This window comes from Variovorax sp. CCNWLW186 (assembly GCF_037203865.1).
Taxonomy (GTDB): Bacteria; Pseudomonadota; Gammaproteobacteria; order Burkholderiales; family Burkholderiaceae_C; genus Variovorax.
In genome coordinates, this window is sequence record NZ_JBBCBO010000005.1 from 32,795 (window position 1) to 52,921 (window position 20,127).

The 20,127-nt window shown below is 66.7% G+C and carries 15 protein-coding genes; 8 read left to right on the forward strand and 7 right to left on the reverse strand.

Features of this window, described 5'->3' with window-relative positions:
• The first annotated feature begins 180 nt into the window (after nt 1-180).
• Complete coding sequence (locus V9K97_RS07940) at nt 181-990, forward strand: AraC family transcriptional regulator (RefSeq protein WP_337317398.1); 810 nt, start codon at nt 181-183, stop codon at nt 988-990.
• A 33-nt stretch (nt 991-1,023) separates the two neighbouring features.
• Here the strand turns inward: V9K97_RS07940 and V9K97_RS07945 are convergent, their stop codons facing one another.
• Nucleotides 1,024-1,860 (reverse strand): oxidoreductase, encoded by an 837-nt coding sequence (locus V9K97_RS07945; protein ID WP_337317400.1) that lies wholly within the window; start codon nt 1,858-1,860, stop codon nt 1,024-1,026.
• A 152-nt stretch (nt 1,861-2,012) separates the two neighbouring features.
• On the opposite strand from V9K97_RS07945, the gene V9K97_RS07950 reads away from it, so the two are divergent.
• Nucleotides 2,013-2,918 (forward strand): AraC family transcriptional regulator, encoded by a 906-nt coding sequence (locus tag V9K97_RS07950; RefSeq protein ID WP_337317401.1) that lies wholly within the window; start codon nt 2,013-2,015, stop codon nt 2,916-2,918.
• Between the two features lie 158 nt (nt 2,919-3,076).
• Nucleotides 3,077-3,823, forward strand: coding sequence for an SDR family oxidoreductase (locus tag V9K97_RS07955; RefSeq protein WP_337317402.1), 747 nt, complete (start codon nt 3,077-3,079; stop codon nt 3,821-3,823).
• Nucleotides 3,824-3,851: 28 nt separating this feature from the next.
• Here V9K97_RS07955 and V9K97_RS07960 read toward each other — a convergent pair whose 3' ends face one another.
• From V9K97_RS07960 to V9K97_RS07980, 5 genes are all read right to left on the reverse strand, one after another.
• Entirely contained in the window at nt 3,852-4,322 is a 471-nt protein-coding gene (locus tag V9K97_RS07960) for a hypothetical protein (RefSeq protein ID WP_258503601.1), read from the reverse strand.
• A 166-nt stretch (nt 4,323-4,488) separates the two neighbouring features.
• Nucleotides 4,489-5,505 (reverse strand): Csu type fimbrial protein, encoded by a 1,017-nt coding sequence (locus tag V9K97_RS07965; protein ID WP_337317404.1) that lies wholly within the window; start codon nt 5,503-5,505, stop codon nt 4,489-4,491.
• Entirely contained in the window at nt 5,502-7,820 is a 2,319-nt protein-coding gene (locus V9K97_RS07970; RefSeq protein ID WP_337317405.1) for a fimbria/pilus outer membrane usher protein, read from the reverse strand. Before V9K97_RS07970 ends, V9K97_RS07965 begins: the two co-directional genes overlap by 4 nt.
• Before the next feature lie 40 nt (nt 7,821-7,860).
• Entirely contained in the window at nt 7,861-8,547 is a 687-nt protein-coding gene (locus V9K97_RS07975; protein ID WP_337317407.1) for a fimbrial biogenesis chaperone, read from the reverse strand.
• Nucleotides 8,548-8,599: 52 nt separating this feature from the next.
• The gene (locus V9K97_RS07980) at nt 8,600-9,106 is read right to left on the reverse strand and encodes a Csu type fimbrial protein (RefSeq protein WP_337296518.1); all 507 of its coding nucleotides are present in this window, start codon (nt 9,104-9,106) and stop codon (nt 8,600-8,602) included.
• A gap of 383 nt (nt 9,107-9,489) precedes the next feature.
• On the opposite strand from V9K97_RS07980, the gene V9K97_RS07985 reads away from it, so the two are divergent.
• Nucleotides 9,490-11,412, forward strand: a complete 1,923-nt coding sequence (locus V9K97_RS07985) for a sensor histidine kinase (protein WP_337317594.1) — start codon at nt 9,490-9,492, stop codon at nt 11,410-11,412.
• Here the strand turns inward: V9K97_RS07985 and V9K97_RS07990 are convergent.
• The gene (locus tag V9K97_RS07990) at nt 11,409-12,122 is read right to left on the reverse strand and encodes a YebC/PmpR family DNA-binding transcriptional regulator (RefSeq protein WP_157611670.1); all 714 of its coding nucleotides are present in this window, start codon (nt 12,120-12,122) and stop codon (nt 11,409-11,411) included. The genes V9K97_RS07985 and V9K97_RS07990 overlap by 4 nt on opposite strands.
• Before the next feature lie 340 nt (nt 12,123-12,462).
• On the opposite strand from V9K97_RS07990, the gene V9K97_RS07995 reads away from it, so the two are divergent.
• The 4 genes from V9K97_RS07995 (at nt 12,463) to V9K97_RS08010 (ending at nt 20,124) form a co-directional block, all read left to right on the forward strand.
• Nucleotides 12,463-12,843 carry a helicase SNF2 gene (locus V9K97_RS07995; RefSeq protein ID WP_126748835.1) on the forward strand — a complete coding sequence of 127 codons (381 nt, stop codon included), beginning with the start codon at nt 12,463-12,465 and terminating at the stop codon, nt 12,841-12,843.
• Between the two features lie 153 nt (nt 12,844-12,996).
• The gene (locus tag V9K97_RS08000) at nt 12,997-14,124 is read left to right on the forward strand and encodes a VWA domain-containing protein (RefSeq protein WP_258503608.1); all 1,128 of its coding nucleotides are present in this window, start codon (nt 12,997-12,999) and stop codon (nt 14,122-14,124) included.
• On the forward strand, nt 14,100-16,202 hold the full coding sequence (locus V9K97_RS08005; RefSeq protein ID WP_337317408.1) for an SWIM zinc finger family protein: 2,103 nt from the start codon (nt 14,100-14,102) through the stop codon (nt 16,200-16,202). The genes V9K97_RS08000 and V9K97_RS08005 overlap by 25 nt, the downstream gene beginning before the upstream one ends.
• Nucleotides 16,203-16,296: 94 nt before the next feature.
• A complete protein-coding gene (locus V9K97_RS08010; protein ID WP_337317410.1) occupies nt 16,297-20,124 on the forward strand; it encodes a DUF4132 domain-containing protein in 3,828 nt (1,275 codons plus the stop codon).
• The last annotated feature ends 3 nt before the right edge of the window (nt 20,125-20,127 follow it).

Genomic DNA, 20,127 nt, shown 5'->3' on the forward strand with positions numbered 1-20,127 from the left:
ACATCGACCGATGCAACGCCCAGCATGGATTCTTTGAACCTGAATTCCACAGCCGCAGCCCCTGGTTCTTCCGCTCTGCCACATGTTTCGCCGCCCGATGCCGCGCGGGTCCGGGAATTGGCTTCGCTCGTCGCGCGGCATGCCCCGAGAGAGGGCATCTGCCCGACTTCGATTCCGCGCGTGTCGGCCATCAAGCTCTCTGCACCCAGCGACGAGCTGGTCCACGCCCTTCACCAGCCGGCTGTCTGCATCATTGCGCAGGGCGCAAAGCGGGTCATGCTGAGGGATGAGGTGTATAGCTATGACGCCTCGCGGTTCCTGGTCTTCTCGACCGACTTGCCCATCAGCGCGCAGGTCACTCATGCAAAACCCGGCGAGCCGTATTTGTGCTTCAGGCTGGACCTGGATCCTGCGGAGATCTCCGAACTGGTTCTCCAGCTCGGGCCGCCGCCGGCACGGCGCACGGCCACGCCTCGCGGTCTTTTCCTGAGCAGCGTTTCGAACGGCATGCTGGACGCTGCAATCAGGCTCATGCATTTGCTGGACTCGCCTGAAGATGTGGCCGCCCTCGCACCGCTGGCTACCCGCGAGCTCGTCTACAGGCTTTTGCGCAGCGAGCAGGGGGAGCGGCTTGCGCAGGTGGCAAGGGCCGACAGCCACGCAGGCCGCGTGATGCGGGCGGTCTCCCGGCTCAAGTCGAACTTTGCGGAGCCCCTGAAGGTGGACGACCTGGCACGCGAATGCTGCATGAGCACGTCCTCCTTGCACCACCACTTTCGGGCCGTCACCTCCATGAGCCCGCTGCAGTACCAGAAGCAGCTTCGCCTGCAGGAAGCTCGCCGCTTGCTGCTGAGCGAAGGCATCGAGGTCTCGAAAGCGGGCTATTCGGTGGGCTACGAGAGCGCGTCCCAGTTCAGCCGCGAATACAGCCGGCTGTTCGGCGTGCCTCCGTCCAAGGATGTGTCCCGCTTCGAGATGATGGCCGGCTAGCAAAACGGGGAACGCGCCGCCGGCACGATGGCGTCAGAAGTCCCCGTCTGTCGTGACCGAGAGCGCGGCGTAGGTATCGATCTCGGCGCGGCGGCGCTCGAAGGTCTTCGCCGCAAAGTCGACGGCGTCGGTGCCGGCCGCAAAGTGGAGCGGCGGCTGCGGCATTCCGGCCAGCTCGACGATGGCACGGCCGAGCTTCGCCGGATCGCCGGGTTGCTTGTGGTTGTAGCTCTCGTAGGCCGAACGCGAGCTGCTCGAAAACTCCGCATAGTCGGCGATCTTGCGGGAGCCATACTGGACCGACTTCTTGTCCAGGAAGTCGGTACGAAAGAATCCCGGCTCGACGATGGTCACCTTGATGCCGAAGGGCGCAACCTCGAGGGCAAGGGATTCGGAGAAGCCTTCCACTGCAAACTTGGCGGCACAGTAGATCGACGCTCCGTCGAAGCCCATGAAGCCCCCCACCGACGCGAGGTTCAGGATGTGACCGCCGCGCTGCTTGCGCATGACCGGCAGCACGGCACGCGTCACGTGCATCATGCCGAAGACGTTCGTGTGGAACTGGCGCTCCACGTCCTCGCCCGAGACTTCTTCGAACAGGCCAAGTTGGCCGTAGCCTGCGTTGTTGACGAGTACGTCGATGCTTCCGAATCGAGAGCCAGCCTCCCGGGCGGCGGCAATGGCATCTTGCTCGCGCGTGGCGTCGAGCGGGAGGCACAGGGCGCTGCTGCCGAACTCGCCGTAAAGTTTTTCAAGCTGGGCGGTATCGCGACCCGTTGCCACAACCTTGTCTCCAGCCGCCAGGGCTGCCTTGGCGATCTGTGCGCCAATACCGCGGCCAGCACCCGTGATGAACCAGACCTTGCTCATTTTTCACTCTCCAAGTTGCTGCGTGATTCACACGCCGGTTGAACATGGAGTGATCGTAGGAACCGAGGCCCTCGGTCGCATGCCCGTTTCTGGCGGGGACTTGCACAAACCGACGGACTGGAGAATCTTTGGAGTATTGAATACGCTGAACCATGGACCTTCAACTCAGTACCGCCGAAGCGCTTGACGAGCGCGTGCCCGGCGATCTCGTTGCAACCAGCAAGGGCCGGCCTTGGCGCGATCTCCTGGTGCAGATCTTCACCAGGCGGCCGGTGCAGGACAGCTTGCTCATTCCGGCTGTTCCAGAGCCGCTCATCGTGTGGGTCGTCTCCGGTTCGGCGCTGGTGGAGGAGCGGCAGATCGAAGGCGAATGGATGGCCAACGAGGTGCGCGCAGGCGAGTTCTTCCTGCAGACATCTCCGCGACCATGCGAGCTGCGCTGGCGCACGCTGACGAGCGAGCCGTTCCGCGTGATGCACGTCTACCTGGGGCTCCCGCTGATGAGAAGGGCGGCCATCGATGTGCATGGGCCCGAGAGCCCGCTCGTTCCGCTCAGGGAAGTCTCCGGCGCCGCAGACGAGGTCGTCGCCGGCCAGATGGGCCTGCTTCGCAACGAGTTGCTGGAGCGCCGAGTGCCGAGCACCATGCTCGTGCAGGGCCTTGCGAGCAGCCTTGCAGTTCACCTGGTGAGGGCCTATGCAAGCGGCACGCGGCATCCGGCCACCCCGCACGGGGGACTGCCGGCCTTCAAGATCCACCGGGTGCTCGCTGCAATGCAGGAGCGCATCGACCAGGAGCTCGACCTCAAGCGCCTGGCAAAAGCGGCGCAGCTCAGCGAGGCCCATTTTTCGCGGGCTTTCAAGAAGAGCACGGGCTTCTCCCCGTCTCAATACCTGGCACGGCTGCGCATGGAGCGTGCACGGCGTCTTCTGAGGGAAACGGAGACGCCCATCGTGGAGATCGGCCTGGAGGTCGGGTACGCGAGCCCCAGCCACTTTGCGCAGGTGTTCCGCAAGGAGGTGGGCGTGCTCCCGAGCGACTACCGCAGCGGGCGCTGACCGGCACCTCGCTTTCGCAGCAAATCTTCGATATCGACAGCAAATCGGCGAGCGACCGCTCGGGGCCCCCTCGGCACCATGACAACCGTGGCAGCTGCACAGACAACCCGAGTCTGCAGCCGCCGCGCTTTCCAACTCAACTACCGCAAGGAACTGTCATGGAACTCAATGGAAAAATCGCTCTGGTCACCGGTGCTTCAAGTGGCATAGGCGCCGCGACGGCGCTCAAGCTGGCGGCAGCGGGTGCAAAGGTGGGGCTTGCCGCCCGCCGCGTCGATCGACTCGACAAGCTGGCCGACCGGATCGAGACGAGCGGAGGCGAAGCCATCGCCATCGAGATGGATGTGGTCGATCGTGCATCTGTGGAAGCGGGCGTGGCAAAGCTCGTGCAAGCCTTTGGCGGGCTGGACATCGTGTTCAACAACGCCGGCCTCATGCCGATCTCGGATGTCGAAGCCTTGAAGGTCGACGAATGGCACCGCATGGTGGACGTCAACGTGAAGGGCCTGATGAACAGTACGGCTGCAACGCTGCCTCACCTGATCGAGCGGGGCTCCGGCCACATCGTCAATACGTCGTCGATTGCCGGCCGCAAGGTATTTGCCGGGCTGGCGGTCTATTGCGCGACGAAGCATGCCGTCTCGGCGTTTACCGAAGGCCTGCGCCTGGAAGTCGGCAAGAAGCACAACATCCGCTTGACCAGTATCCAGCCGGGCGCGGTCGATACCGAGCTGTTCGAGCACATCTCCGACGAGGGCTACCGCGGCCAGATGGAAGGGCTGCGCGACCAGATGTCTTTCCTGAGCGGCGACAACATCGCCGACACGGTGATGTTCGCGCTGCAGGCGCCTGCGCACGTGAACGTGGCCGAACTGTTCGTATTGCCGACCGACCAGCCCTGGTGAGGGATCGGGGCGGCTTTCGGGCAGTAGGTCAGTAGGTCACCGTCACCCGCATCGCATTGCTGCCGTCGCCGGCCGGAGCGGCAGTTTGCGACGGGGCGGAGCCCGTGGTCGCCGCCATGGCACCGATGACGCCTTGCCAGGCGGAAGCGAGGCTATCGCGGCCGTCGGCATCGTTTCCGGCCACCATGAGCGTCGTTTCGCCGATCTTGTCGAACCGGTACTCGCGGCCCTTGATGACCACCGACTTCATGTTGGTCCACACGCGGTATTCATGTCCGCCCTTGACCGGTGTGACCTCGAGCACCTTGAAGGTCGGCAGAACGACCATCGAGATGGTGAAGCGGGCCGTGGAACTGTTCATGCCGTGCGTCGGCTCCGCGGAACTGAGCCGCAGCGGCAGTGGCAGCAAGAGCAGCAGCATGCCGGCGGCAGCCAACGGTGGCGCTATTCGCGTCGGGCGCAGGGCAGTTGCACCTGCAGCGGACATGTTTCCGGACATTGGAACTCCTCCTCTCGTCGCAACCGGGTGGAGGGCATCGCATTGATGCCCCGTCCTGGTTTATCGGCAGAGTCGCGGGAAAATGAAGGCCGTCCGAGCCATTCTTTACCCATAACCTGCTGTTGGCTAGCAGGTTTTTCCGCACCGGCTTGCTTGCCGGCGGAGTTCAGTAGGTGACGCTGACCGTCACCACGTCGCGGTAGCTGTCCGGCCGCACGTTGGCGCTGGTGCCCAGAACGCGGCCATACAAGGTCAGCGCCTGGGCGGCTCCATTGCCGGTGCCCGTAGCGACGTTGCCGCCCGTGCCCGTGACGCTGCCCCAGATGGCGGTGCGCGCGGCGTTGCGATAGAGCCGGTAGGGCACCGCGTCGGCGTTGCCGGGTACGCCGCCTGTCGGCGTCATCGTTCCTGCGCCGGTTGTCGAGCCGTTCGAAGGAGTCAGCGCAACCGTGTACGGGGTGGGCGTGGTGCAGGTGACGTTGATCGTGCTGGTCTGGTCCCTGTCGGCCTGGCCCGGCAGGCCGTTGACTGTGCCGAAGTTCAGTGGATCGGCGGTGACCAGGCAGCTTTTGGCGACGGTTGCGGTGACCGAGAAAGCGAAGTTGTCCGTCATCGAGGTGTTGCACGTCGCCGGCGTGGCGCTTGTGCTCGACGAGAGCGTAATAGAGGTGTGGATACCGCCGAAGTTGTCCTGGTAGGCACCCGGAGGCACTGTGCTCTGCAGGGGAAGCAGTTCCCCGCGCATGGTGGCGCTTCCCGAGGTGCTCGACCGGCGGGGAATGCTCATCGTGACGACCAGGGGATTGGGCACCGCTGCGTTGCCGTTCGAACCCCAGATGGTGCCGCTCGTGGCCTGGTAGAGCTGGAACCGCAAGTTGTTTCCGGCGGCGTTCTTCATGATGCGCGGATTGAAGTTCGTCAGGCCTTCATCGCCATCGCCGATGTTGAAGCAGACCCTGGCGAACTCGGCGTTGTTGCCGGTGTTGTTGCAGGTGTAGGTCAGCGTTGCATTGGCCGAAGGCGGCGCGCTCCCGTCGACAAGTTCGACACTGCCGAAAGCCACGTTCGACATGTTCGCAGTGCAGGTGACCACCGCCTGCGCGTTGTCCGCAGGCAGCCACCACAGAAATGCACAGAGCAGGGGCAGGCCGAGGCCCTTCAACGAGCGGGTCAGAAGGCTCATGGCGTCTTGGTCTCCTTGGCGCAGCGCAGCGGGCCGATCTGCGGAATTCCCGAGGCTTCCTTGCGATAGTCGAAGCTCGCGCGGCAGCGGCCAGAAGGCGTCTGTACGTCGAGCGTGTTCCGGGGCTGGAGCGATTCGAGGTACACCGCGCCGTCGAACCCGACCAGGGCGGGCTCGCCGCCCTGTGCGTTGGCGCGCACGCGGCTGCCCAGCGGCAGGGGCTTGCCCGTCTCGTCCACCAGGAGCAGTGCGGCCGCGCTGACCGGCGTGATGCCGAAGCGCACCAGCGTGCCGGCGCGGTCGCTCGGCGTGGCAATGGTCTTCACGCGTTCGATCCTCACGTCGGCGGGCAATTGCATGGGGTCGATGGAAAGCTGGTTGTTCTGATAGGCGCTGAGCGGGGCCACCAGCAGCATGCCGTTGCCGTCGGTGGTGCCGATGTCACGGTTCTCCAGCCTTACCGGCACGCCCGCGATGCCGTCGGTGGAGACCACCGCGAACGCGTCGTCGATGCGGCGGGCCGCGAACGGCTGGCCGCCCATGAACACGACCGAGCCGGTGGCTCCGGCATAGGCAAAGCGGCTGTCGCCGAGCACGCTGATGCCGGCCATGGCGCGGCCATAGCGGCCCAGGTAATCGATCTCGGCCTGTCCGCCGTTCTGGCCACCGCCTTGGCGCAGGCCCGCGCGCCAGCCGATGCCGCCTTCGCCCGGTGTGGAGCTCTGCGCATCGACGGTGTAGATGTTGCGGTCGCGCTCGCGCTGAAGGCCGGCGCTGGCCGTGACGTTGCCGTCCAGCGCCCAGGTGAACCCGACGAAGAGACTGCGCTCGCGGCGGTCATCCAGGTTCTGGTTTAGGCTGACGTTCACCGAGGCATTGCGGCCCACGGCCCTGAACCAATAGACGCTTGCCAGGCGCGTTGCCTGCTGCGCGGGATAGCGCAGGTAAAGGTAGCTGAGGCCGAAGCTGCCGAAGCTGCCTGTGGTGTAGCCGATGGAGGCGCGGCCCGAACCGCGCGGCGGCGGGCCGCCGTAGAGGGATGCAACGTCGCGGTACTCGCCGCGCGTGCGGGTGCCTTCGACGGCAAAGTTGAATTGGTTGTCGCGCCAGCTGTAGCCCAGGTTCATCAGGGAACCCTGCTCTCCGCCGTAGCTGCTGTGCGCCACGGCGCCTGCGACCACGCCGCTCTGGCCGAGCAGCCATGCGCCGCCGACGCCGCCCTTGACCAGGCCCCGGGTCGCCTCGCCATGCGCCTCCAGCGTGAAGCTGTTGCTCACACCGTAGCGCCAGGTGCCGCTGGCCGCGGGATCGCTGCCGTAGTCGAAGGAGCGCAGGCCGTAGCTCTTGCGCACCATGCCGAGATCGACGGACCAGTCGGAAAGGCCCGCCTGCAGCAGCCGCTGCGTGTCGTAGAGCGAAAAATCGAGCGTCGTGGCGCGGCCGAAGGCGTCGGTGAGCACCACTTGCGCGTTGCCGGCACCGTTGATGCTCGGCACCGTCTTGAGCTGGAAAGGCCCGGCCGGCACCTGGCCCGAGTACTGGCGCAGGCCGTTGATGTACAGCTCCACCTGCGATGGCAGCGTGGCCGACCCCAGGAACGCCGGCAGCGGCGTGGTGGTGCGATACGGTTGCAGCGCAAAGTTGCGCGAAAGCTGGATGCCGCCGATGCGGGTGGAGCGCGACCACGGCAGCGAAGCCGTGGTGGTGTCGCCCACGCGGAGCGTCAGCATGTCATCGGGGAACGACTTGCTCCAGGTGGTGTCGAGCCGCACGGAGTCATGCTGCCAGCCTTCTCCCGGAAGGCGCGCTGCTCGGGACATCAGCGTGTTGCTGAACACGGCGCTGCCGCTGAACGCGCGCAGTTCGGTCAGCGCGTTGAAGCTGGACGTATTGCCCCGGCCCTGGGTGCCGTAAAGGTCGTAGTTGAGCAGCAGGCCGGGCGCCGCATTGGCCTTCGATGCAACGATGCTCGACGTGTCGACCACGGTCGTGGGCAGGCGCAGCACATCGGCCGCGGCAACGATCGCCAGACGCTGGCCCGCAGCGTCGTAGTCGATCTGTACGCCCGGCAGGCTCTTGAGCGGCACGGGGTCGGACACGCCCGGCGGCAGCACGAAGCCCAGCTGCCGCAGCGTGGCGGCGGCGGCCCAGAGTTCGTTCCCGCGCAGGCCGAAATGAACCAGTCCCTGGGGATTGCCGTTGAGGCTCAGTTCCAGGTAGAGGTCGCCGCCGCCGGTTCCGGCGAGGTTTTCTTCCGCGGACGCGGCCACCAGCGAGCTGGACACGGCTGCAACGTTCTGGGCCTGAGCGGCCAAGGACGCCAGACCGGAAAGAAGCAACAGTGGCAGCAGGCGCTTAGCGGACGCGTGGGAGCGGCGGGATGTTTTCCTGCGTCGCGTTGCCATTGATCTTCGTTTCCAGAACGCCCCCGAGGGCGAATGTTTCTGTGGATGTCTTCAGCGGCCAGCGCATGCGCGCGCCGGGCAGGACATAGCCCATCAGTCCGGCATGCACCGGAGTGCGGCGGCCGACGGTATCGACAAAATCCAGATCGGCCAGCTGGGCATGCATGCCGCCTTTGTTGGCGACTTCGAGCACGGCCTGGCCTTCTTCCCTGCGAAGGGACCATGTGAGCTGGGGTGCGGGCGACTGCGCGCCCGCGGCCGCGATGAAGATGGGCACCGAATAACGCAGCACCAGCTGCAGGCCCTTCTTTTCCTTCATCTCGACCGGCAGCTCATCGATGATGACCCGGTACGAGCCTTCGACCGGACCGGCGGGAACGCCGGTGCGGATGACGCGAATCAGTTGCCGCGCCGACGCGTCGAGTTGGACCATCGGCGGACTTACGAGAAGTTCGCGCGAGGGTGTCAGCTTTTCGGCGCCGTCTTCCTGCGTCCACTGATAGACACGTACCTGGGCGTGCACCACCGTGTCGCCGGTGTTGCTGAGCCAAAGGCCCTCGGCGTTTTGCGAGGCCTGGAGCGTCAGCGTGACCGGCGAAACCTGCAGTCCGCTCGCCGAGGCGAACGCGTGCGCCAAGGCGAGCGCGAGGGCGGCGGTGTAACGGAGCAAGTGGTGCACGGGCAGTCGATCAGTAGTTGACCTGGACGGTCACGGTGTCCGAGTAGGAACCAGGGGTCACATTGGCGTTAGCGACCGTGGCGAACACAGGGATCACCTGCGCCGCGCCCGTGCCGGTGCCGGCCACGCCGTTGCCCACCGTGGTGGGGGTGGCGGTGTTGCCCCAGACCGGACCTGTGGCGCTGACCGAACGCAGTTGGTAGGCGACGGTGTCGGGATTGCCAGGAGGGGCGGACATCACACCGGCACCCGCGGTGTTGGTGTTCGAAGGCATCAGGCCCACGTTGTAGGGCGTCGTCTTGGAACATGTAACGCTGATGTTGCTGGAAGCAACCAGGCCGGTGGCGGACGAGTTGACCGTACCGAAGTCGATGTTGGAGGCGTTACCTGCGGTAACCGAGCAGGCCTTGGCGACGGTGATCAGAACCTGAAACGAGCCGCCGGAGGTTGCAGCCATGGCAGCGCTGGTGGCGGTGATTGCGAGAATGGAAGCGAGGAGAAGGGAAGGTTTTTTCATGAGAGATGCCAACAGTTGTTAAGGAAACGACGGGAGAACGGGTGCGGATGGTGCCAACGATTGTCGCAGCTGAATAGTAGAATAGTTCACACAATTGCACATTTAGTTGCAATGCGGCCGAAGTTTTTAACAAGCGCTGTTACATCTGATGGATTGGGCTCGGTCCGTTTCGTCCGAAAAAAGCGTAAACAACAGTCTTGAACGCGGACAAAATGTTGCCAATCTGATTTGGAGGACACGTCCGTGAACTGCCATGGCCGCGCTGCGCCGGCCACGCGCCGATGAGTTCCACATTCCCGCGCCGGTTGCGCGCGCGTCTCCTCGAGCATTTGTCCAGATACCGCTTCGCATCGTTCTGGGCGAACGCGGTGCTCGTCGTTTCCATGGCGCTGCTGGTGGCCATGGCGGCCTACTTCAGCGCGACCGACGCCGAGCATGAATCGGCGGTCCTGCACATGGTGCGGGCCGACTGGCAGGAGGAGGATGCGGCCGCGCCGCGCTTTGGTCCGTTGCCGCTTGCCGTGGACAGCAAGGCCCTTCCGCTCGCCTGGCAACCCGTCGAACTGCCTCGCGCGCTTCCCGCCGCCTTGCTGCGCCAGGCCGACGGCAGCGCATCCACAGGCGCAACCCGCATCACCTGGCTGCGGCTTTCAGCGCGCGAACTGCCCACCACGTCGGCACCGCTTGCGTTGTATGGCGCGCGCATCAAGACGGACGGCCCCATTGCGGTGTATGCCAACGGGCGGCTGGCCTACCGCGCGCAAGTGCAAGGCTTGCTCTGGAACAGCACCCGCACGCCGCTGTGGGTGCTGCTGGGCAAGGCGCCCGACGGCGAGCCGCTGGACGAGATCCTGCTTCGGATCGAGCACACGCGAACCGTGCAGGTGGCGGTTTCGTCGCTGTGGCTCGGCCCCGTGGAGGCGCTGGAAGTGCGCCATCGCATGCGGCAGTGGCTCCAGCAGGATCTGCCGGCCATGCTCAGCGCGGCCTTCATGGCCGTGGGCGTGTTCGCCCTGTTCGTGTGGTTCAGGCGCAGCCATGAAATCGGCTACCTGCTCTTCTTCAACCTCGCGATCACTTCGTTCCTGCGGAGCCTGCATTTCTATGTGGCGGTCCCGATTGCCAACGACTGGTTCGCCTGGCTGACCGTCAACTCGCTGTTCTGGCTGGTGGCGGTGGTGCACTTCGCCTTGCGCCAGCTGCACGGCCGGCCGCTCAGGTGGCTGACCTTTGCGGTGGTCGCCTGGACGGTGCTGATCGGCGTGCTGACGCTGCCGGGCCCCGCCATATTGAGAAACACCCCGCAAGTCACGCCGCTGATCTACATCGGGGCGGCGTTGATGGGCGTGGCCGTGGCGCTGGTGGGCGGCATCAGCGCCTGGAAGCGTTCCAGCGAAGGGCGGCTGGTGGCTGTCGGCATCGGCGCCTGCGTGCTGCTGGGCGTGTCCGACTGGCTGCTGCAGAACAACTTCGTCAGCCCCGAAGGCTGGTACCTCGGCGCGTACACCAACGCAGTGACGTTCAGCGTGTTCGGAGTGCTGATGTATCGGCGCTACGTCAACGCCATTGCCGAGGTGGAGCGGGTCAACGCCGGCCTGGCCGAGCGCCTGCGCGCGCGCGAAGCCGAGCTGGAACGCAGCCACCAGCGGCTGCGCGAAGTCGAGAAGCTGCAGACCATCAGCGACGAGCGCCAGCGCCTGATGCAGGACATGCACGACGGCCTGGGCTCGTCGCTGATCAGCGCCATTCGCTCGGTGGAGAGCGGCGGCATGAGCGATGACAAGGTCTCGCAGGTACTCAAGAGCTGCCTGGACGACCTGAAGCTGACCATCGACTCGATGGAGCCGCTCGAGGACGACCTGCTGCTGTTGCTGGCCACGCTGCGCTACCGGCTGGGCCCCCGGCTCGAGAGCTCGGGTGTCGCCCTGCAGTGGAACGTGCAGGAGCTCCCTGCGCTGGACTGGCTCGACCCGACCAGCGCGCTGCACATATTGCGCATCGTGCAGGAGAGCATTGCCAACATCCTGCGCCACACCCGCGCCACCGAGATTCGAGTGGGCACCGCGGCGGATGCCTCAGGCGTGCAGGTCACCATCGAAGACAACGGCCACGGGTTCGATGTCGAAAAGGCAATGCGCGAGGCCGGAGGCCGCGGCATGCAGAACCAGCAGCGCCGGGCCCAGGTGGTCGGCGGCACCGTCTCCTGGCGCTCGGGGGCGGAGGGCACGCTTTTCAGTCTGTGGTTGCCGCTCAAGCGCGGAGGGCAGCCGGCCGGCGCAGCTTCCGCGGCCCCGCTCGGCGCCTAGCCCGCAAGGCCCACGAACACGTTCTGCACGTCGTCGTTCGCGTCGATGGCCGCCAGGAAGACTTCGACCTCTTCCAGGTGTTCGGCGCTCAGGCTGGCGGGATCGACCGGGTTCTTGGGCTTGTAGCCCAGCTTGGCCGAGAGCACGGTGAAGCCCTGGGCCGGCAGCGCGCGGCTGACGAGGTCGAGATCGGTGGGGTCGGTCAGGAACACGGTGGCACCGTTCTCGCCGGCCGGCTCGAAATCTTGCGCGCCCGCTTCGATGGCGGCCACTTCGGCGTCGGCGTCCGGTCGCGAAGGCTCGGCCTCGATCATGCCCAGATGGTCGAAATCCCATGACACCGAGCCCGAGGTGCCCAGCTGGCCCTTGCGGAACAGCACGCGCATTTCAGGCGCGGTGCGGTTCACGTTGTCGGTGAGGCATTCGACCATCACCGGCACCTGGTGCGGCGCAAAGCCTTCATAGATCACATGCTCGAAATTCACCGCCTCGCCTGTGAGCCCGGCGCCCTTCTTGATGGCGCGGTCCAGCGTGTCCTTGGGCATCGAGACCTTGCGGGCCTGCTCCACCACCAGCCGCAGCCGTGCGTTCGAGGCCGGATCGGCGCCGCTGCGCGCGGCGATCATGATTTCCTTGGCCAGTTTTCCGAACAGCCGGCCCTTGGCATTGGCGGCCAGGTCCTTGTGCTTTGCTTTCCACTGTGCGCCCATGCTGATGTTCCTGTGTGTTGTGTGTACGGCGTTGCTGGACAGCCGGTTTGGGGCGACTACTTTAGCCGGAGCCCGCAGGCAGAGATTTTCTTCCAGGTAGCTCAGGTCTTGTGCCTCCTGACGCTGCCATTGTTTCCGTTCTGTGAACGCCGAGGTTCCTTTTGATGAGGGTTTTTACTTAGAGAACGGCGCACAATTCATCTCACAGACCGGCCCCCAAGCCGATCTGGGTGAACAGGGCCCCGAGCGAGGTGGCCGCCCCCCGAAGGGACGGTGACCCACCCAAGACCGGTTCGAAATCATCCAAAGTCAAAACTGAACTGAATTGAAGGAAATCAAAATGAACGCCTCGAAGATCCTCTCCGCCGTTGCTGTTGCCCTCATGGCCGTTGCCGGTGCCGCCCACGCCGAAACCTATGAAGGCGTGCATCAACTGACCTCGGCCGCCAGCCGCGCCGAAGTCGCCAGCCAGGCCGTGGTTGCCGCGCACAGCGCCAACCCCTACGCCACCGGCGCCAACGCAGGCCCGGCTCAGGTGTTCGTCTCGTCGACCAGCCGCGATGCAGTCCGTGCCGACGCCGTTGCAGCCGCCCGCAGCGCCGATCCGTATGCCGAAGGCGCTTCCGCCGGCGTCGCACCCATCGTCGCCAGCACGGTGGACCGCGCCACGGTGCGTGCCGCAGCCCGCGCTGCTGCTCGCGGCGACTCGCTGCCGCTGTAATCCTCGGCGAGCGTCTGCTCCAGAAGCCGGCCATGCGAAAGCATGGGCCGGCTTTTTCTTTTCTGCCTTGGCGTACTTGGCCGTCTGATAAGCTGCCTGCGCTCCTCTCTTCCCTGACCGTTCCTTCCACCTGTCCTTGCGAATGCATTGCGCATGTCGTCCGAAGAAACCCTGCGCCGCTGGCGCCTGATCCTCGGCCGCTATGCGGCGCAACCCCTGTCGCAGACGCAGTTCTCGGCGGGCGACTGGAAGCTCGACCAGGCCCTGGAATACCTCTACGGCCGCGAATACGAAGGCCGCGGCCTCGCCAGATCCAGCGGCGGCCCGGGCTCGCTCGACCCGAGCCAGTTGCGCGCGGTCGACTGGCTCAACCGCTCGCGCAGTCTCTTTCCGCAAGAGGTGTTCGAGCGCATGCAGACGCAGGCAATCGATCGCTACCAACTGACCGACCTGCTTTCCGACCCGGCGGTGCTGCGCTCGCTCGACGCCACGCCCGGCCTTGCCAAGGCGCTGCTCGGCATGCGCGGACGGCTGTCGGGCCAGATGCGCGACGCGGTGCGCGAGGTGATCCAGAAGACCGTCGACGAGATCACGCGCAAGCTCAGGAACGACTTCGTCAACGCGCTGGTCGGCCGGCGCAACCGCATGCGGCGCTCGCACATCAAGAGTGCGCAGAACTTCGATGCGCGCGCCACCATCGCGGCCAACCTGAAGCACTACGACGTGGAGCGCAAGCAACTCGTCATCGAGCATCCGCGCTTCAACGCGCGCGTGAAGCGCAACCTTCCCTGGGACGTGGTGCTTTGCGTCGACCAGAGCGGCTCGATGATGGATTCGGTGATCTACAGCGCCGTCATTGCCGGCATCATGAGCTCGCTGCCCGCGGTGCGTGTGAAGCTGGTGGTGTTCGACACCAGCGTGGTCGACCTCACCCACCTGGCGCACGATCCCGTCGAGGTGCTGCTCACGGTGCAGCTCGGCGGCGGCACCGACATCGGCCGTGCGGTGGCGTATTGCGAGTCGCTGGTGGGCAACCCGCAGCGCACCGTGTTCGCGCTCATCAGCGACTTCATGGAAGGCGCCGCGCCCGGACCGCTCCTGGCCGCTGTGCAACGCATGGCACAGGCGCGCGTCAAGCTGCTCGGGCTGGCCGCGCTCGACGAATCGGCCAACCCGGTGTACGACAGGCAAATGGCGCAGCGCCTGGCCGACAAGGGCATGCACGTGGCGGCCCTTACGCCTACGCATTTTGCGCAGTGGCTCGCGGAAGTGATGAACTGATGGACTGGTACGACGGCTACCGCGCCTACGACGACGACACGCTGGCCACGCTCGCCAACCCCGGCCTGCTGCGGCGCGCCGCAAAGGATGTGGAGGCGGGCAAGGTCGCATGGGCGGAGCAGGGCGGCGAGGGCGCGGAGAGCGGCGTGGTGGCGGCCGACGGCCAGCGCGTGCAGCTCGATGCGCGCGGCCCGCAGCAGGCGCGCTGCGACTGTCCGGCTCCGGGCATCTGCAAGCACATACTCGGCGCGGCGCTGTGGCTGCGGGCGTTGGAGCCGGCGGCTTCGGGCATCGCAGCCGGAGCGCCCTCGCCCGAGCAGGAAGACAGACAGGCGCCGCCCGTTGCCGACCCGCTCGCGGAAATCCTCGCGCTCGATGCCGCGGCACTCTTCAAGGCCGCGGGCGCGGCGGCCGTGCGGCGCGCCGCAGCGGCTGCCAGCAGCGTCGTCGAATGGCGGGTGCAGGGCGGCACCCTCGTCATGGACTTGCCCGAGCTCGGCGCCTCATGCCGATGGGTGGCGGGTGCAGGCTATGCGGGCATGGTGTCCGAGGTACCTGCCGCGGAGCGCAAGGCGGTGCACCTGGTCGCCATTGCGGCGCTGCGCAGCGCGCACGCGCAGCCCCTCGCATGGCCCGAGGGCGCGCGGCCCGCGCCGGTCGAAGACACCGCGCGCCTCGGCGAGCGGGAGCGTGCGTTCCTGCTGCAGGTCGAATCGATGTTGGAAGAACTGCTCACGGGCGGCCTCTCGCATGTGAGCGAGCTGACGTCGGCGCGCCTCCTGGCACTCAACATGTCGGCGCGCGGCGAGGGCTTGCCGCGCCTGGCGGCCTTGTTGCGCAACCTTGGCGGCACGGTCGACCTGCTGGTGCGGCGCGACCACCGCGCCGAGGAGCGCGACGCCTTCGCGCTCATGGCGCGCATCCATGCGCTGTGCGCGGCGCTTGCGCGGGCCGAGGGCGAGCTCGCCGTGGCATTGCGCGGCCGGCTCAAGCGCGACTTCGACGAATCGGCCGCCCTCGACCTGCTGCCGCTCGGTGCCCACTGGTGGCAGACGCGCGGCGGCGCGCGCGGGCTCACCGTGGCGTTCTGGGACCTGGCCGGTGCGCGCGTGCTGCAGGCGTCGCTGGCCCGGCCCGACGGCAGCGACACGGCCTTCACGCGCAGCGGCGCATGGTCCGCCAACGCGCTGTGGTCCGGCGCGGGCGCCGCGCAAAGCGTGTGCGAAGCCGCCCTGCGCCTCGAGCAACCTCGCCTCGCCGAACACGGCCGCCTGGCGGTCAGCGGCGCCACGCGAGCGCAGCCCCTGCCCGCGTGGGCGGCCGACGATCCGCGGCTGAAGTCGATCGGCTGCGGCAACTGGTCCGAACTCGGCGAGCGCCTGCGCGGCGCCACCGGCCTCGCGGCCGAGCCTTTCGATGCAGTGCTGCTGCGGCCTTCCGATACGCGTCCGCCGGTGCTCGACGAAGCACAGCAGCGCCTCGACTGGCTGGTGCAGGACGACGCGGGCCAATGGCTGCGGCTTGGCATTCCAGTCGGTCCGGAGCACCGGCAGCGCGTCGACAACCTCGACCGTCTCACCGCGCGCCGCGCGCCGGTGCACGGGGTGCTGGTGCGCATCGAGCGCTCCGCCGCGAGCACCGAACTCATGCCCATTGCCGTGCTGAGCAGCAATGCGAAGAAGGCGTTGCAGGCCGTGTCGCTCGACTTTGCCGACGAGGCCGCGCGCACCACGTCGCTGGCCAACCGGATCCTGCGCATGTTCGAGGCGCGGCAGCAGCAACGGCAGGCGGCGCCCGTGGGTTCGCCCACGCTGGCGGCGCGCCTGCTCGCGCCCGTGACCGAGGTGGCCGAGACGCAGGCCGCCACGGGGCGCATGGCGTTGACCGTGGCGCAGCGGCAGCGCCTGCACGATGCACTCGACCGCGCGGGTTCGGTCGGCCTGGAGGTGCTGTCGAGTGCGCTGCGCGCGCACCTTGCCGCGCCCGCCGCGGTGCCGTTGCTGAAGCTGGGCTTTCTGTGCCAGTTGCTTGGTGAACTCGACGGTTTGCCGGAGCAAAGAAAAGCGCAGCCGGCTTAGAACCTTTGGCTTCGGTTGCTTCCGCAGGCCGCGAGTTGGCCAAAGCGTCACGTCCAACTGCCAAAATCAGCCCCCAGGAGAACGAGGAGAACGCATGGGATTTCTGGACAAGATCTTGGGCGCCGTCACGGGCGGCGCCGGCCCCGCAGCCGCCAACGGCCTGACGCGCGAGCAGGCGCAGCTGTTGAAGCAGGCCTTCGAGCCGCTCGAAAAAGCAGGCAAGGAGCTGCCCGACAAGGCCGCCGCATTCCTCGTCGACGGCACGCAGGAAACCGTGCTGCTCGATCTGCAGGCTGCCAGGTCCTTCGAGCCCGGGCAACTGCTCGGAGCCCCCGGCCGCCTGCGCTGGGGCTACAGCAACTACCAGAACAAGCCGCTGGAGAAGATCGGCAACCAGAGCCTCGAGCAGCGCGGCCGCTTCTACGCCAGCGTGAATGCCGGTGCGCCCCCGCTCGATGTGCTGGTGCGGCTGGGCAAGCTGCTTGCGGCGGCCGACGGCGGGCAATCGCTCGAGCATCCCGGCGCGCCGGTGCCGGAGTGGCTTCAGTACCTCGTCAACGACGCGGTGTTCGCGAGCTTCAACAAGAGCGGCTCCAGCAACGCCGCCGACCGCGATCTTGCCAAGCACCGGCCCGCGTGGAACGTGCATCTCATTGCCGCCCTGCTCGCGCACGAAGGGCTCGACCCGCACCTCGCGCTGCAAGAGGTCTTCGAGCGCAAGGGCCTGGACAGCTGGTACCACGACCGGCTCGACGGCCTGGTCGACGCCCCTGCCGTGGCCGACTACATGCGCAGCCAGCGCGAGGCCACCGAGGCATTGCCCGCGAAGCTGTCGGCCGCGGGCCGCGTTCTGCTGGCCAGGCGCATCGGCAAGGAAAAGGCGCTCTTGAACGACTTTGCACCGCTCTTCGTGCGCCTGGCCATCGACGGCAGCAAGACAGTGCGCGCCGAGGCGACGCCGCACCTTGAGGGCATTGCCGAGGCGCAGCGGCTCGAACTCCTCGGGCAGCTGCTGAAAGACGGCGACACCACCCAGCGCACGCAGGCCGCCGAGCTGCTTGCTCGCTTGCCGGGCGACGCGGCGCGCGCGCTGCTTGCCGCGGCCGCCGAGACCGAAACCAGCAAGGCCGTGCAGCAGGCCATCCGCTCGGCCATGTCGCGGCTCGACGCGGCGGGCGATGCGGGCGAGCTCGAATTGCCCGAGCCGCCGGCCTGGCAGCCCTTCGAGGACATTCCGCTCGGCGAAGAGGCGGTGCAACTGCTCATTGCCAACCGACTCGAGCTGCTCGAGAAGAACCGCCTCGCGGCCGAGGCCGAGATCGAGGAGAACAAGGCCTCCAAGCAGACCTACAGGTACAAGTGGCGCCAGGACAACTACGCCGCCCACAAGAAGCTCACCGACGAGGACATGCGCGTGGCCGTGCGCGTGCTCAACGGGCAGGGCAGCAAGCACGACCAGAACCGCGTGAAGAATGGCCAGCTGCACCAGGTGGTGGGCTTCGGCAATCGCCTGCAGGCAATGCCCGGGTTCGGCATGCCGCACCTGATCCGCTGGCTGGCCGTGTCGCGCCACTGGAGCAGCTTCTGGTTCGACGACGGCTTTCACAAGTGGCTCGCCCGCCAGCCCGTGGGCTCGGTCGACCTGCGCGCGCTGGCCGAGTTGCTCCAGCGCTCCGGCATGCCGATCGACGATGTGGCCCACACCGCGCTCTACCAGTATTGGAACCAGCCCACCGCGGTCGAGGTGCTGCCCGCCGACCGCGTGTGGCCCTTCTTCGCGGAGCACCCCGAGTACATCGACGAAGGCCTGGGCCTTGTCGCGCCGCCAAAGCGCGAAGGCCGCCAGACCCAGCTCGACCTGAACGCCACGCTGCGCACACTGGCCATCTTTCCGACCGTGCAGGCACGCTGGCTGCCGCGCGTGATGGAGCTGGCGCTCGGCGAAGGCAAGACGCACCGTGCCGCCGCGCAGAAGGCGCTGTCGATGCTGCCCGATATCGGCCGTCGTGTGGTCGAGTCGCTCGGCTCTACGAAGAGCGAGGTGCGCATCGAGGCCGCCAACTGGCTGGCCGAGCTCAAGTACGCCGATGCCGTGCCCGCGATCACCAAGGCGCTCGAAAAGGAAACCCGCGAGACCGTGCGGGCGGCCTACCTCACGGCGCTCGAGGCGCTGGGGGACGACATCTCCGCGCGCCTTGCACCTGCGATTCTTCTGGCCGAGGCGAAGAAGGGCCTGAAGGCCAAGCCTCCGGCGGGCCTTGCGTGGTTCTCCCTCGACGCACTGCCCGCCTGCAAATGGCTGGACGGCAGCCCGGTAGAACCCGAAATCGTGCGCTGGTGGGTGGTGCTCGCCTGCAAGCTCAAGGAGCCGGGCGGCAACGCGCTGCTCACGCGCTACCTCGGCCTGCTCGACGCAGCCAGTCGCCAGGCCGTCGGCAGTTTGGTGCTGCGCCAGTTCATTGCGCACGACACGCGCCACCCCACGCTCGACGAAGGCATTGCGCATGCCAACGCCAACGCGCCGCAGCGCTACCAGGGCAACCAGCAGCGCTACCAGAACGCGAAGGCCGAGCACAAGCAGTACTACGAAGCCGACTTCCAGAAGACGCAGGATCAGGTCTTCGAAGAGTGCAAGCGCGAGAAGATGAGCGAATACCTCGGCAGCGCGATCGGCGAAAAAGGCATCCTCGCCCTGACGGCCCACACGCCGGGGCACGAGGTCGTCACGCTGCTGCAGCAGTACATGCGCGACCACTACCAGCGTCGTTCGCAGATCGAAGCCATGCTCGAAGGCGTGGCGCCGGGCAACGATCCGGTGGTGATCCAGCTGCTGCTGGGCCTATCGCGCCGTTACCGCACGGCCTCGGTCCAGGAGAAGGCGCGCGCGCTGGTGCAGCAGATTGCCGACCGCAACAGCTGGACGCAGGACCAGCTCGCCGACCGCACCATTCCCACCGCGGGCCTGGACGACACCGGCAAGCTCGAACTCGCGTACGGCGACCGCATCTTCACCATGGTGCTCGACGCCGCGATGAAGCCCGAACTGCGCAACCCCGAAGGCAAGGTCGTCAAGGCGCTGCCCGAGCCGCGCCAGAACGACGACCCCGCGCTCATCAAGGACGCGAAGGCGCAGTTCTCGACCAGCAAGAAAGAGCTCAAGCAGGTCATCGACCTGCAGACCGCGCGGCTGTTCGAGGCCATGTGCACGGGCCGTGTCTGGCCGCAGGGCGAGTGGCGCGAATACCTGCACCGGCACCCGATTGCCGGGCGGCTGATACAGCGGCTCGTGTGGCTCGAGCTGGACGCGGAAGGCGCGGTGCGCGGCAGCTTCCGCCCTACCGAGGACGGCAGCCTGATCGACACGCAGGACGACGAGGTCGAGCTCGCGGCCGACAGCCAGCTGCGCCTGGGCCATGCCTCGCTGGTCGATGAGGCCACGGCCGCCGCGTGGAACAAGCACTTCAAGGACTACAAGCTGGTGCCGCTCTTCGCCCAGATGACGCGCAAGCCGCCGGCCGTTGCGTTCACCGACGACAAGGGCCAGCCGGTGAGCGAGATCAACGACCGGCTGGGCTGGATCAGCGACACCTTCACGCTGCGCGGCAGCTTTGCCAAGCTCGGTTATCAGCGCGCGCAGGCCGAGGACGGCGGCTTCTTCTATCAGTACACCAAGGAATTCTCGTCGGCCGGCGTGCGCGTGGCCATCGAGTTCTCGGGCAATACCCTGCCGGAGGAAAACGTGCCCGCAGCGCTCAAGACACTGGGCTTCGAGGACATGAAGACCCGCGGCTACAGCGACCGTGCGCTGCCGCTGTCGAGCGTGCCGCCGGTGCTGCTGGCCGAGGCCTATGCCGATTACCTGGCCATTGCCCAGGCCTGCGCCGGGTTCGATGCGGGCTGGGAAAAGAAGATGCCCTGGTAGGCA